General features: G+C 45.4%; 13 protein-coding genes. 7 read left to right on the forward strand and 6 right to left on the reverse strand.

Annotated features, from left to right (window positions below):
- Positions 1-42: 42 nt before the first annotated feature.
- Positions 43-1428, forward strand: a complete 1386-nt coding sequence (gene dnaB / locus ACYTPF_RS11655) for a replicative DNA helicase (RefSeq protein ID WP_118491572.1) — start codon at positions 43-45, stop codon at positions 1426-1428.
- 153 nt (positions 1429-1581) lie between these two features.
- Here the strand turns inward: dnaB and ACYTPF_RS11660 are convergent, their stop codons facing one another.
- From ACYTPF_RS11660 to rsd, 5 genes are all read right to left on the reverse strand, one after another.
- Entirely contained in the window at positions 1582-2778 is a 1197-nt protein-coding gene (locus tag ACYTPF_RS11660; RefSeq protein WP_179984855.1) for an OmpA family protein, read from the reverse strand.
- Between the two features lie 101 nt (positions 2779-2879).
- Positions 2880-3317 carry a secondary thiamine-phosphate synthase enzyme YjbQ gene (locus ACYTPF_RS11665; RefSeq protein WP_269918476.1) on the reverse strand — a complete coding sequence of 146 codons (438 nt, stop codon included), beginning with the start codon at positions 3315-3317 and terminating at the stop codon, positions 2880-2882.
- A complete protein-coding gene (locus ACYTPF_RS11670) occupies positions 3307-3771 on the reverse strand; it encodes a chemotaxis protein CheX (RefSeq protein ID WP_118491578.1) in 465 nt (154 codons plus the stop codon). The genes ACYTPF_RS11665 and ACYTPF_RS11670 overlap by 11 nt, the downstream gene beginning before the upstream one ends.
- Positions 3761-4234, reverse strand: coding sequence for a transcriptional repressor (locus ACYTPF_RS11675; protein ID WP_118491580.1), 474 nt, complete (start codon positions 4232-4234; stop codon positions 3761-3763). Before ACYTPF_RS11675 ends, ACYTPF_RS11670 begins: the two co-directional genes overlap by 11 nt.
- A 35-nt stretch (positions 4235-4269) precedes the next feature.
- Entirely contained in the window at positions 4270-4734 is a 465-nt protein-coding gene (gene rsd / locus ACYTPF_RS11680; RefSeq protein ID WP_179984853.1) for a sigma D regulator, read from the reverse strand.
- A 224-nt stretch (positions 4735-4958) separates the two neighbouring features.
- On the opposite strand from rsd, the gene nudC reads away from it, so the two are divergent.
- The 3 genes from nudC (at position 4959) to ACYTPF_RS11695 (ending at position 7815) form a co-directional block, all read left to right on the forward strand.
- Positions 4959-5792 carry an NAD(+) diphosphatase gene (gene nudC, locus ACYTPF_RS11685; RefSeq protein WP_179984852.1) on the forward strand — a complete coding sequence of 278 codons (834 nt, stop codon included), beginning with the start codon at positions 4959-4961 and terminating at the stop codon, positions 5790-5792.
- Between the two features lie 266 nt (positions 5793-6058).
- Entirely contained in the window at positions 6059-7150 is a 1092-nt protein-coding gene (gene hemE, locus ACYTPF_RS11690; protein ID WP_179984851.1) for a uroporphyrinogen decarboxylase, read from the forward strand.
- Positions 7151-7173: 23 nt separating this feature from the next.
- Positions 7174-7815 carry a hypothetical protein gene (locus tag ACYTPF_RS11695; protein WP_461852307.1) on the forward strand — a complete coding sequence of 214 codons (642 nt, stop codon included), beginning with the start codon at positions 7174-7176 and terminating at the stop codon, positions 7813-7815.
- A 41-nt stretch (positions 7816-7856) separates the two neighbouring features.
- On the opposite strand, the gene queG is transcribed toward ACYTPF_RS11695, so the two are convergent.
- Complete coding sequence (gene queG, locus ACYTPF_RS11700; protein ID WP_179984849.1) at positions 7857-8999, reverse strand: tRNA epoxyqueuosine(34) reductase QueG; 1143 nt, start codon at positions 8997-8999, stop codon at positions 7857-7859.
- A 6-nt stretch (positions 9000-9005) separates the two neighbouring features.
- On the opposite strand from queG, the gene ACYTPF_RS11705 reads away from it, so the two are divergent.
- The 3 genes from ACYTPF_RS11705 (at position 9006) to ACYTPF_RS11715 (ending at position 12492) form a co-directional block, all read left to right on the forward strand.
- The gene (locus ACYTPF_RS11705) at positions 9006-10505 is read left to right on the forward strand and encodes an NAD(P)H-hydrate dehydratase (RefSeq protein ID WP_179984848.1); all 1500 of its coding nucleotides are present in this window, start codon (positions 9006-9008) and stop codon (positions 10503-10505) included.
- Positions 10506-10574: 69 nt separating this feature from the next.
- Entirely contained in the window at positions 10575-11057 is a 483-nt protein-coding gene (gene tsaE, locus ACYTPF_RS11710; protein ID WP_461852308.1) for a tRNA (adenosine(37)-N6)-threonylcarbamoyltransferase complex ATPase subunit type 1 TsaE, read from the forward strand.
- 85 nt (positions 11058-11142) lie between these two features.
- Positions 11143-12492 (forward strand): N-acetylmuramoyl-L-alanine amidase, encoded by a 1350-nt coding sequence (locus ACYTPF_RS11715; protein ID WP_179984846.1) that lies wholly within the window; start codon positions 11143-11145, stop codon positions 12490-12492.
- Positions 12493-12531: the final 39 nt, after the last annotated feature.

A 12531-nucleotide genomic window follows, 5' to 3' on the forward strand; every position in this document is an offset into this window, starting at 1 on the left:
TAATATCCAACTGACTTTTGTGCATTGGAATAGGCTTTACTTGTGGCGTCTGCGTCTAACAACGATAAAAATGTTGATAAATTGAAGGTTCCCCCTCATAGCATTGAGGCCGAGCAGTCTGTTTTAGGCAGCATGCTTATCGACCCCGAAAGCTGGGATAAGGTCGCGGAACTTGTTACCGATAACGACTTTTACAATCGTTCACACCAAATAATCTTTCGTGCTATCACGCGATTGCTTAATAGCAGTCAGCCGATAGATCTTATTACCGTATCAGAAGAGCTTGAAAAGCACGATGAACTAGAAGATGCAGGTGGTTTTGCTTATCTCGGCGAGCTAGCGAAAAATACCCCAAGTTCTGCAAACGTAGTCTCTTATGCGCAAATTATTAGCGAGCGTGCTATTACCCGTGAACTTATCGGTGTTGCGCACGAAATTGCTGAAGTAGGCTATAACCCTGAAGGCCGTGACAGCGCAGATATTCTCGACCTTGCTGAAAGTAAAGTCTTTGAAATAGCAGAGCGAAGAACCGGTGAAAACGAAGGCCCTCGCGATGTCGAGTCTGTCCTAGGTAAGACCATCGACCGTCTAGAAGAGCTGGTAAAAACCAATAAAGAAGTAACGGGTGTTACAACGGGCTTTACCGACCTAGATAAAATGACCAGTGGTATGCAGCCGTCGGACCTTATAATCGTGGCGGCGCGTCCATCAATGGGTAAAACCACCTTTGCAATGAACTTGATTGAAAACGCCATGATGGCAGAAGAAAAGCCAGTACTGGTTTTCAGTCTTGAGATGCCATCTGAACAAATCATGATGCGTATGTTGGCGTCATTAAGCCGTGTTGATCAAACGAAGATTCGTACCGCTCAGTTAGACGATGAGGACTGGGCGCGTATATCTAACACTATGGCTATGCTTAAAGATAAAGATAGCCTGTTCGTTGATGACTCTTCGGGTCTAACACCTATGGATGTGCGAAGCAGAGCCCGTAAACTCGCGCGGGAGCGCGGCGGGATAAGCCTTATCATGGTGGATTATCTTCAGCTAATGCGAGTACCGTCGCTAAGCGATAACCGTACATTAGAAATTGCTGAAATATCACGGTCATTAAAAGCGCTGGCTAAAGAACTGGAAGTGCCCGTAGTTGCACTGTCGCAGCTTAACCGTACGCTAGAACAACGTGCCGATAAACGCCCAGTTAACTCTGACCTTCGTGAATCTGGTTCAATCGAGCAGGATGCCGACCTTATCATGTTTATCTATCGTGATGAGGTTTATCACGAAAACAGTGAATATAAAGGCATTGCAGAAATCATTATTGGTAAGCAGCGTAACGGTCCAATTGGTACCTGCCGACTTACCTTCCAGGGCCAGTTTTCTCGTTTTGATAACTATGCAGGCCCAGCCATTGCAGATGAGTACTAACGCCCTATCTTTGGTCGAGTTAATTGTCTAACTAATTTCCAAGCTGTGGTTGAATAGCGTGCTGCATTCGTTTCTGCAAAACGCTATTTAGGGCGGGTCGATAGATACAAAAAAGGCGCCTTTCGGCGCCTTCTTCAATTCATATAATATGAATTACTTTTCTTCAGCTACTTTCACTGTGTCTTTAACTGTCACTGAAATGCGACGGTTAACACGGTGTGCTTCAGCGTTATTGCCTTCGTCTAGAAGCTGAGTTTCGCCGTAACCGATAGTCTCTAGGCGAGAGCTGTCGATACCGTACATGTCTACCATTACTTCTTTGAAGTTAGCAGCACGACGCTTAGAAAGGTCCATGTTGTACGCTTCAGAACCTGGTGCAGAAGTGTGACCTTCTACTACTGCAGTTGTTGAAGGATACTGCTTCATGAACTCAGCAAATTCAGAGATTTCTGGATCTTTAGGCATTTTAACAACAGCGCTTTCGTTGTCGAATAGAACGCGTAGTGTGATTTCTACTGTCTCTTCGTCAAATACTGTACAACCTTTAGCGTCTACTTTTACGCCAGCTGGTGTATCAGGGCACATGTCTTTGCTGTCTACAACGCCATCGTTGTCAGCGTCTTTAATTGCACAACCAGTTGCATCTACTTTAGTGCCAGCTGGAGTGTTAGGACACTGGTCAACACTGTTTAGAACGCCATCGTTGTCGTTATCAACGCTACAGCCAGTCGCATCAACGCGAACGCCAGCTGGAGTCATTGGGCACTGATCTTTGCCATCTACAACGCCATCGTTGTCGCTGTCTTTAGGAGCAGAAGGAGTGCTCTTGCCAAATGGAATCGCAAGACCAACTTTTACACTGAAGTCGTTATAGCTTTCACCGAAATCGTGATACGTAGCAATCTCTGTGATTAGGCGAGCTGTCTCACCAACTTTCCAGTGTTTACCGATACCAATGTTACCAAGTGTTGTAGAGTCACCAACTGATTGGCGCTTAACACCACCAAAAACAAACCATGCGTCATCCGGCATAAAGTATAGCGCGTCTACGCCAGTCATTTCGCCGCTGTCGTCGCCGCCGTCACGGAAGTCTACAGACAATTTCGTGAATTCTACACGGGCAGCCCAGCTTTGAGTGAAACGGAATCCGTATTCGAACGTTGCACCTAAACCGTCGTCGTATACTTCACCTTCGGTAAGAGAAAGAGGGCGTGATTCGTCAGTATTGTAATGCATGCCCGAAATACCAAACCAGCTTTTGTACTCTGGCTCAGAAGAGTCTTGAGCAAATGCACTGGTAGATGAAAGTACAGCTAGAGATAGCGCTGCCATTTTAAAGTGTTGTTTCATAGTCACATCCTGTTTAACGTTGAGTGATTATCGATTTTAGATAATTTTGTGTTGTGCTTAGCGATATACGCTAGCACAAATTGTGCCATTTATAATATGGGTTAGGCTGCGATCCCTTGTAATGTGGCAATAATTGTTCGTCTTCCACCATGATCTCGGTGTTCACCGAGCATGATACCCTGCCACGTACCAAGTGCAAGTTTGCCTTGTTGGACAGGAATGGTAAGTTGACAGCCTAGTATACTCGATTTTAAGTGAGCAGGCATATCATCTTTACCTTCATAAGTATGCCTGAAAAAAGAAAGTTCTTCTTTTACACTATGGTTGAAGAAAGCTTCCATATCATGCCTCACTGTAGGGTCGGCATTTTCGTTTATCGTTAAGCTTGCGCTGGTATGCTGAAGCCATAGGTGTAGCAGCCCAACTTCAACATGGCGAATATTCGGTAGCGCAGATTCCACCTGGTCGGTTATCAGGTGAAATCCTCTGGGGTAACTGTCGAGTGTAATTTTTTCAGAGTGCCAGAAATTATTTGTCAAAACAGATTTCCAAGTGCGCTAAACCTTCATCGCACATGAAGGGCAGAATAATTTTAGCGCCATCGACCTGATGGCTGATAGTGTGTTGCTTTCCCGATACTACGATAGGTGTCGCCATTCCGAACTCGAACCCGCGTTCTGCAAGATCTCGTTTTGCGTTTCCGCAAATCATATTGGTAACTTCACCAACCATATCACCCACTTCAGCATCGAGTTTTTCGGGGCGCTCTCCAACCATTCGCTCCATAATAGTAAGGGCAAGTGATTCATCAAACGTGATAGACATAGAGCCACGAACATCGGGACCTACCATGCCTATCAAGCCAGAAACGTCACCTTTAGCGATATCGCTTTGCTTGCGTTTGGGCTTGCCCGGGGTCAACTTTGTTTGTGCCATGGTCTCTAGCACGTTGAGCAGGCCGGCAATAAAAGGGTTCACAAAATCAGCATTCATGTACACTCTCCTGGGCAGTGTGCTCTTCGGTTTGTTGACAGTCGGCACATAATCCATGGGCCTCAATGGTTTGTTTTGAAACTTTAAAACCGTGTTGTTTGGCTTGATTATCGAGGGTATCTTGAAGACCTTCAGATTGAATCTCAGCAACATCACCGCAGCTGTCACAAATTAAGAACTGAACGGGGTGGTTACATCCAAAATGGTAACAGGCTACGAACGCATTGGTAGACTCTAAGCGATGAATGAAACCAAAATCGAGAAGAAAATCCAAAGCGCGATACACAGTGGCAGGTTTTGCACTGGATTCTGTTTCTTTTAATGAGTCGAGTAGTTCATAAGCACCCATGGGGCCGTGCTTTGATACAAGAATCTCGTACACCTTTTCTCTAAGCGGTGTAAATCTAGCGCCGCGCTGTTCACAATACGCGCGTGCCTTATGAATAAGTGTGGTTTTGTTCATTGATGATAACCGTAAACTCGACTTTCATTGTTATATTAAAGCGCTACTTCTGGATCACGTTTGTTTGTGTGAACGTGAGCAATTAACTCATCTTCCAAGGCAAAACGCTCTTCTAATGTTTCTCCAAGCTTAGCTAAGGCAGAATCAAAGCCTGCAGCCTGCTCTGGCGTCACTGCTTGCGCAAACGTATCATTGAATTCAAGTGCGGCGTCAGTGGTTTTTGTCAATCTGGGGTAAAGTTTATCACGCAGTTTTATACCTTCGCTGTCGCTTTCAACTAAAATATCGAAAACTTCGAAATGTCCTGCAGAAAGATAATCGAGTAAAGCACCACAAAAGTTTGCTATTTCATCGGCATCGGGCAAACATTCGCTATGGTTGTTAATGCCGGCAAGTTCACAGTACGAGACTAATAAGGCTTGCCTATCTAATAGCCAACGGTCTATGACCTGACTTTTGCCACCCCATTTAGATTTTACGCTTTCCAACTGTTGCAACATTGTATGTGCTACCCGTTTAGCGACAATAAGTTTCAGTATAACACCGTGCACTAGCGACACAAATTTTGCACGAAAAAGTTTGCAGTAAAAACATAGTGCTAAGGCAGACTAACGCCTAGTGAACGAGTTATTGGCCTTGAATTTACAAATTTTGAGCTGAATGTACAGTAACCTTTATCAGCCCTAGTGTATTATGAGGTACAGAAGCGTAGGAGTAACACTATATGATGATTAAATTAGATGAAGGGAAGTTGACCTCCCAGCAGGCAATGTGGGTGGTTTTTAGTCGTGGAAAAGTTCTAGTACAAGAATCATCTGAGTCTATTCCCGTTGCTTATCTGAGTGAAATTCCTTTCCTAGCGTCATACGTAAATGAAATACATCAACTTCCGCCACTAAACGAAACTGCACACAGAGAATTACCTGTCTTCGTTGTAGATTTAGGCGCTGAACATGTAGAGGAACCCGGCTGGGAAAAAGTATCACTTAGACAACTTCTTTTTGCTGAATACGATATTGCTTTTTCTGTTATTGGTAGAGCATGGCAATACATTCATTTTTTGCGGACACACCAGTTTTGTGGCCAGTGTGGTGCGAAAACCGAGCGTGTAGATTGGGAGATGGCTATGCAGTGTTACCGCTGTCAGCATCGCACCTATCCAAGGGTGTCCCCATGTATTATCGTTTCTATTCACAACAATGAGAAAATACTATTAGCGAAAGGAGTTCGCCACAAAGAGTCTAATATGTATTCGACCCTTGCCGGCTTTGTTGAAAGCGGGGAGAGTTTAGAGCAAGCCGTTCATCGAGAAGTATTTGAAGAGGTTGGTGTAAAAGTTAAAAACCTTCGTTACTACAACAGCCAGCCTTGGCCGTTTCCTCATTCTCTTATGGTAGGTTTTATTGCTGAGTATGATGGCGGAGAAATTCGTTGCCAAGAAAACGAGATAGATGATGCGCAATGGTTTGAAGTGGATGCACTGCCGACTATTCCGCCTAAAGTGTCTATCGCAGGGCAGCTAATTGAGAAAACAGTGTCTCTCATCGGCGACAAATAAAAAACCCTGCCGAAGCAGGGTTTCAATACGTTTAGCACGGTCCCATAAAGGGCTTCTTTTATTTAACGGTTATAGTAATAGCAAACACTCACTTTAAGTGCAAGTTACTTTTTAAGCAATGTGCAAGGAATGTTCGTCTTTAATTATCGACACTACGTCGATTTGTTATTAAAACAGTGACTTTTTAATACAGGTTTTAGCACACCTTGTTCAGAATGCTGGTATACTTCGCGGTTCAAATATATACAGTTATTTAGGTGAGTTATATGTCGCAAAATTTCCCCAGTGTTGATAAGCCCGCGTTGAAGAATGATCGTTACTTACGTGCATTACTTAAGCAGCCGGTTGATATGACACCTGTATGGATGATGCGACAAGCAGGGCGTTACCTTCCAGAGTATAAAGCGACCCGTGCAGTAGCAGGCGACTTTATGTCGTTGTGCAAAAATGCAGAGCTTGCCTGTGAAGTAACGCTGCAGCCTTTACGCCGCTTTCCACTCGATGCCGCTATTCTTTTCTCTGATATTTTGACTATCCCAGATGCAATGGGACTAGGTCTTTACTTCGAGACCGGTGAAGGCCCACGTTTTAAAAATCCAATCACATGCAAAGCGGACGTAGATAAAATTGGTCTGCCTGATCCAGAAGGTGAGCTTCAGTATGTAATGAATGCTGTTCGCACCATTCGCCGAGAGCTAAAAGGTGAAGTACCATTAATTGGATTTTCTGGAAGCCCTTGGACACTAGCCACCTATATGATCGAAGGTGGTTCGAGTAAGGCCTTTACCAAAATTAAAAAAATGGCATTCGCGGAGCCAGCCACGCTGCACGCATTGTTAGCCAAACTAGCCGACTCAGTAACTGAGTACCTTAATGCTCAAATCGCAGCGGGTGCACAATCTGTCATGGTATTTGATACCTGGGGTGGCGTATTGTCTCCTCGTGACTATAAAGAATTCTCGCTTCAATACATGGAACGCATTGTAAGCGGGCTAACCCGTGAAAATGAAGGTCGTAAAGTGCCTGTTACCTTGTTCACGAAAAACGGCGGTATGTGGCTTGAGTCTATTGCGGCAACAGGTTGTGACGCAGTAGGTTTAGATTGGACTATCGATATTAAAGAAGCCCGTGCACGTATTGGCGATAAAGTAGCGCTTCAAGGCAACATGGACCCTTCTATGTTATACGCTCAGCCGCAAAGAATTGAGCAAGAAGTGGCGTCTATTTTAGAAGGCTACGGCGAAGGAAGCGGTCACGTGTTTAACTTAGGGCACGGAATTCATTTAGACGTACCACCTGAGAACGCCGGCGTGTTTGTTAACGCGGTGCACGACCTTAGTAAGCAATATCACAAGTAAGCGACTTCAATAAAGGAAGTGGAATGAAAACGTGGCTTGTGTTGTTGCTGATAGCGTTTGCATTGGTAGCGGGGTATAAATTCTCTGGCTATCAACACCAACTCAGTGAATCCAATGCAGAGAAAGAGCGACTAACCAATGTGTTAGCGCGCTCTCGTGCCACGGAAACCAGTGAACTTAAAGTCATTAAGCCTGCTGCTAAGCTAGTAAAGAACGAAGTCGCCACAACGAACTCTGACACCAGCGTTGTGGATGAAGAGCAAGCTAGCGTTCAAGTTGTCACTCCCGACCCCTTTTATACGAAAACAGAGGGGTCACTTAATACCTTTTTTGCTTTACCTCCTAACAAAGAGCGCTTTGTGTTGGAAACGGTAAAATGTGGAAACGGGCTTTGCGAAATAACCGGCGAGTACGATGGCTCTGAAAGCGAATTATCTTTGGTTATAGAAGCCTTAGAGAGAGAACCATGGTGGCAATTTGGCTCACCGACTATTACCACTGAGGTTGCACAGCGCGGCTTGAGACTCAATGTTTCTTTTGTTGCTTCACAGTTGCCAAGCGCTCGCGTACAAAATCGAACCCGTGCCCAAGAGCGAAATCAAAACAGTGTTCAGACCGACTCGGACAACCAAATTGCATCAGCCCAAATAACATCTGCGGGATAGCCTTTAACCTTAGGTTTATTGCTTAGATTTACACGTAAATCTTATGCGTCTCTGGGTAAGCCTTTTTCAACAACGCGAATAAGTCGAGCTTGCTGTCTACTGTCGCCGCTAGAGGCCTTTTGCTTGCTTTGCTGTTGCTCAATAGCCCAATCAATGTGCCTATCTACTAGGTCGCTTACACAGCCCCGTCTTTCTTTTAAAAGCCGAATGCTTTCTTCATTATAAGGTGCATTGCCTAAAGCAACGGCGATATTTCTCTGCCACTTCTCAAAGCCGATACGCCTGATAGGTGAGCCTTCAGTATTGCGTAAAAAGGTTTCTTCAGACCAACTAAACAAATTATTAAGACTTTGACCATGCAATACCTGCCTAGGATGAAAGTCTTCTTCACTAGTGATATCGGCGAATCGATTCCAAGGACAGACAAGCTGACAATCATCACAGCCGTAAATGCGATTGCCCATCTTTGGTCTTAACTCTTCGGGTATGTCCTTATCCGATTCAATGGTGAGGTATGATATACAGCGTCGACCGTCCACTTTATAAGGGGCTACAATCGCGCTCGTAGGGCATATAGTCAAACACGCTGTGCAGCTTCCACAGCCTTCTTCGATAGGGGCATCCACTGGCAGCGGTAAATTAATAAAAAGCTCACCTAGGAAGAACCAAGAGCCCGCTTCTTTATTAAGTGTTAGGCTGTGCTTACCGGTCCAGCCAATCCCCGCTTTTTCGGCAATGGCGTGTTCCAGAACTGGTGCTGAATCCACAAACGGGCGGTATTGGGTATGCGCAAGAGAGGCAGTTATTTTTTCGCCTAGCTGCTTTAAGCGCTTACGTAACACTTTGTGATAGTCACGGCCTAACGCATAGCGGCTGATATAGCCTATTTCTGGCTTTTTTAAATGCTTAGCAAACGAGGCATCAGGAGGTAAGTAATTCATGCGAACACTGATAACACGCAATGTACCTGGGACCAGTTCATCTGGCCGGGCACGCTTCATCCCATGGCTTTCCATAAAGGCCATATCACCGTGGTAGCCATTGTCTAACCATTCCTGTAGGTGTGACTCGTGCTGATGTAGATCAATATCGCTGATGCCAACCTGTTGAAAGCCTAGCGCTGTACCCCAAGCCTTGATATTGTTGGTCAATTCAACAAGGTCGATAGAACTAATTTCGGACATTTGCTTATGCTAGATACTCAATTAACGTCAAGTTTATCATACAAACTATTTCGGGCCGATCAGGTTAGGGAAAATGAAGGGCAAGCCGCCGCCGACTCTGGCTGTGATATGTTCACCTTAATGCAAAGAGCCGGTGACGTGGTATTTAAACAATGTTTAGAGCTAATGCCTAATTCAGACGTTTATTTAGTATTGGTGGGACAAGGTAATAATGCGGGCGATGGCTACATTGCAGCCATCAACGCAAAACTCGCAGGTAAGCAAGTGCATCTATGTGCGGTGGAGCCTGAACGTACTCTCGACGGCGATGCGGGTAAAGCACAGCAGCGCTGGCTTGATGCTGGTGGCAGCATTAATGGGTTTGATGCGGCGTTATTGGACAAATCAGATGTAGTTATTGATGCGCTTCTTGGTACAGGTATTAACAGTTATATACGCAATGAGTTTGCTGATGTTATCGATGCCGTTAACTCGTCATCGACCCCCGTGGTGAGCGTGGATGTTCCTTCAGGACTAGATGCTAACACAGGTCAAAGTCTAGGACGCTGTGTTCAGGCTGATATAACGGTGACCTTTGTGGGTATAAAGCCCGGGCTTGTCACAGGAGCGGGCAAACAATCATGCGGCAAACTGGTTTACGCTGATTTAGGCATAGGTAAAGCCTTTCAAGCATTAGCCAAAGCTAGCGCGACCATGCTGAATATCGATCACTTCAAGGGGATGGGTCCTCGGGAAATCAACAGCCACAAAGGCACTTACGGGCGACTGTTATGCATTGGTGGAAACCGAGGGACTGCAGGGGCAATTCGACTTGCCAGCGAAGCGGCCCTTCGAAGTGGCGCGGGTATGGTGCGAGTGTATACCCATGAATCGTCGGTGGTTCAGGTAAGTGCAGGCAGACCTGAACTTATGGTGACCGACTTCAATTTAGAAGATGCATTAGCTTGGGCGACCTGCGTGGTGATTGGCCCGGGTCTTGGTCAAGATGAATGGGCTGAAGAAGCATTCGAAACCACAATGAAACATTGTCAAAACCAAAATAAGCCTGTGGTTATCGATGCTGATGCGCTTAACCTTTTGTGTCAGCAGTCCACAGCGTACACCTTGTCAGACAGTATCTTAACGCCTCATGCGGGTGAAGCAGCGCGCTTACTGGGTGTTTCTATTGACGATGTTGAAAGTGACCGCTTTAACTATGCAAGACAGTGCTCACAGCGATACCACGCCGTCTGTGTACTTAAAGGGGCGGGCACGCTTATCGATAACGAAAAGAAAACTTGGGTTTGCCGTCACGGTAACCCAGGCATGGCCACGGCAGGAAGCGGTGACGTACTAAGCGGAATTTTAGGCGCATTGCTTGCGCAAGGAGTAGAAACGGATATTGCAGCAAAATATGGCGTAGTGCTACATGCAAAGGCAGGTGATGATATTGCCCAACTGTATGGTCAACGTGGTATGATAGCGAGTGATTTGTTCGACGCAGTACGTGCGCTTATCAACCACTAAATAGGTTGGTTTTGTCTTGAACGGGCAGGCATCTACTGTGTTTCTTTATATTACTGTGGAATATTGTTGATGTCTTACCCGCATACCTCTTTTTTTGCTAATGAAGTAGATGACACCGCTCAGCTTGCCAAGGACTTAGCGCAAGCGGTTTCGAGTCAGCTCCCTACCGATGCTGTTATTTATCTTGACGGCGACCTAGGGGCAGGGAAAACAACATTTAGCCGTTATTTTATTCAGTCTCTAGGTCATTCAGGTAGCGTTAAAAGTCCAACCTATACATTGGTTGAACCTTATGAGTTGGATAGCGTCAATATTTATCACTTCGATCTGTATCGCTTGGCCGATCCGGAAGAACTAGAGTTCATGGGAATTCGAGATTACTTCGGCTCCGGATCTATCGCGCTTATTGAATGGTCGGAAAAAGGCGGCGAATACTTGGCATCCCCAGACTTAGTGATTAGTATAAATATTACACCAGCGGGTAGGCAGTTCAATTTGGAAGCGAAAAGTGCTCACGGTGCTAAATTGCTTCAGCAATGTAAACGCGTGTAGCGAACATTTGAACTGAAAGAAACATTGAACAATTAGCGGCTCCGATGTTTACGAGAGCGGCATGACAATAACATAAAGGCTAATTATGGTGCGCAGTATAGTTTCGGTATTATTCTTGTGTTTCGTAGTGCAGTTTGCATACGGCGCACAAAATAACATCGACGGAGTAAGAATATGGCCGTCGCCGGACAATACACGTGTCGTTTTCGATATGAAGGCTGCGCCAGAGTTCACTTACTTTACCCTCAAAAATCCCCTTCGACTGGTTATCGATCTTAAAAACACCAGTGATTCGGCAAAGTTGTCAGGCGTAGAAAATAGCGGTGATTTAATTAAAAAGTTGCGCTATTCAACCCCTAAAAATAAGTCGTCGGCTAGGGTAGTTGTTGAACTCAACAGAAATACAAAGCCCTCATTGTTTGCTGTAACGCCTAATGGGTCTCTTGGTCACAGGCTTGTGCTTGACCTGCCCGACAGTGCCCCTAGATCATCGTCGACGCAATCGGCGTCGACATCAGCAGGTTCTGTGGTGATTGACGATACAAGTAGCGCACGTGATAGAGATATTATCGTTGCCATTGATGCCGGACACGGTGGACACGACCCAGGCTCAGTTGGTCCCGCAGGAACGTATGAAAAGCACATCACGCTGAGTATAGCCAAAAAGCTTGAAAGCAAAATCAACCGGGAACCCGGTATGCGTGCCATAATGACGCGCAGCGGTGACTATTATATTTCTCCTAATCGTCGCCCAGAGATTGCCAGAGAGAAAAAAGCCGACTTACTTATCTCAATTCACGCCGATGCGTTTAGTCAACCACAGCCGCGAGGTGGCTCGGTATGGGTACTATCAACACGTAGAGCCGACACTGAATTAGGTCGTTGGTTAGAAAAATCAGAGCGTCACTCTGAGTTGTTAGGCGGAGCTGCTGAAGTTATCAATGATAAATCTAGCGAACGATACCTTACTGAGACCATTCTTGGCCTATCTATGGATCACAGTATGGCGACTAGCCATGATTTAGGCAATAAAGTGGTAGAAGAGTTAAAGCAAGTGACCAGTCTTCACAAAAGAAAGCCACAAGCTGCCAGCTTTGCTGTGTTAACCGCGCCCGATATCCCTTCAATTTTGGTTGAAGTTGGTTTTATATCGAATCCGCAAGAAGAGAAAAACCTGAACTGGTCTAAACATCGCGAGCGTTTAGCGAACGCAATGTTCAATGCAGCCAAGCGCTACTTCAAGCAAGTACCCCCTGATGGTACACTGTGGGCTCAGGAAAGAGTGAATAATCGAACGCACAAAGTCAGAAGTGGTGAATCGCTTTCGTTATTAGCACAGCGTTATAATGTGAAAGTAAGCAGTATTAAAGCCGCTAACGATCTTTCAAGCGATGTTGTTCGCGTAGGGCAGGTATTAAATATTCCGAGAACATAAACCGAGGGTTTGTTTTATCGGCGTTTGCCATTGCGACTA

It is taken from the genome of Alteromonas sp. HB246098, from assembly GCF_054890645.1.

What these genes read in the sequence shown, in the direction of transcription:
- ACYTPF_RS11660 (WP_179984855.1), bottom strand. Translation starts at nt 2,778, where the DNA reads ATGAAACAACACTTTAAAATGGCAGCGCTATCTCTAGCTGTACTTTCA.
- ACYTPF_RS11670 (WP_118491578.1), bottom strand. Translation starts at nt 3,771, where the DNA reads ATGAATGCTGATTTTGTGAACCCTTTTATTGCCGGCCTGCTCAACGTG.
- ACYTPF_RS11675 (WP_118491580.1), bottom strand. Translation starts at nt 4,234, where the DNA reads ATGAACAAAACCACACTTATTCATAAGGCACGCGCGTATTGTGAACAG.
- rsd (WP_179984853.1), bottom strand. Translation starts at nt 4,734, where the DNA reads ATGTTGCAACAGTTGGAAAGCGTAAAATCTAAATGGGGTGGCAAAAGT.
- nudC (WP_179984852.1), top strand. Translation starts at nt 4,959, where the DNA reads ATGATGATTAAATTAGATGAAGGGAAGTTGACCTCCCAGCAGGCAATG.
- hemE (WP_179984851.1), top strand. Translation starts at nt 6,059, where the DNA reads ATGTCGCAAAATTTCCCCAGTGTTGATAAGCCCGCGTTGAAGAATGAT.
- ACYTPF_RS11695 (WP_461852307.1), top strand. Translation starts at nt 7,174, where the DNA reads ATGAAAACGTGGCTTGTGTTGTTGCTGATAGCGTTTGCATTGGTAGCG.
- queG (WP_179984849.1), bottom strand. Translation starts at nt 8,999, where the DNA reads ATGTCCGAAATTAGTTCTATCGACCTTGTTGAATTGACCAACAATATC.
- ACYTPF_RS11705 (WP_179984848.1), top strand. Translation starts at nt 9,006, where the DNA reads ATGCTAGATACTCAATTAACGTCAAGTTTATCATACAAACTATTTCGG.
- tsaE (WP_461852308.1), top strand. Translation starts at nt 10,575, where the DNA reads ATGTCTTACCCGCATACCTCTTTTTTTGCTAATGAAGTAGATGACACC.
- ACYTPF_RS11715 (WP_179984846.1), top strand. Translation starts at nt 11,143, where the DNA reads ATGGTGCGCAGTATAGTTTCGGTATTATTCTTGTGTTTCGTAGTGCAG.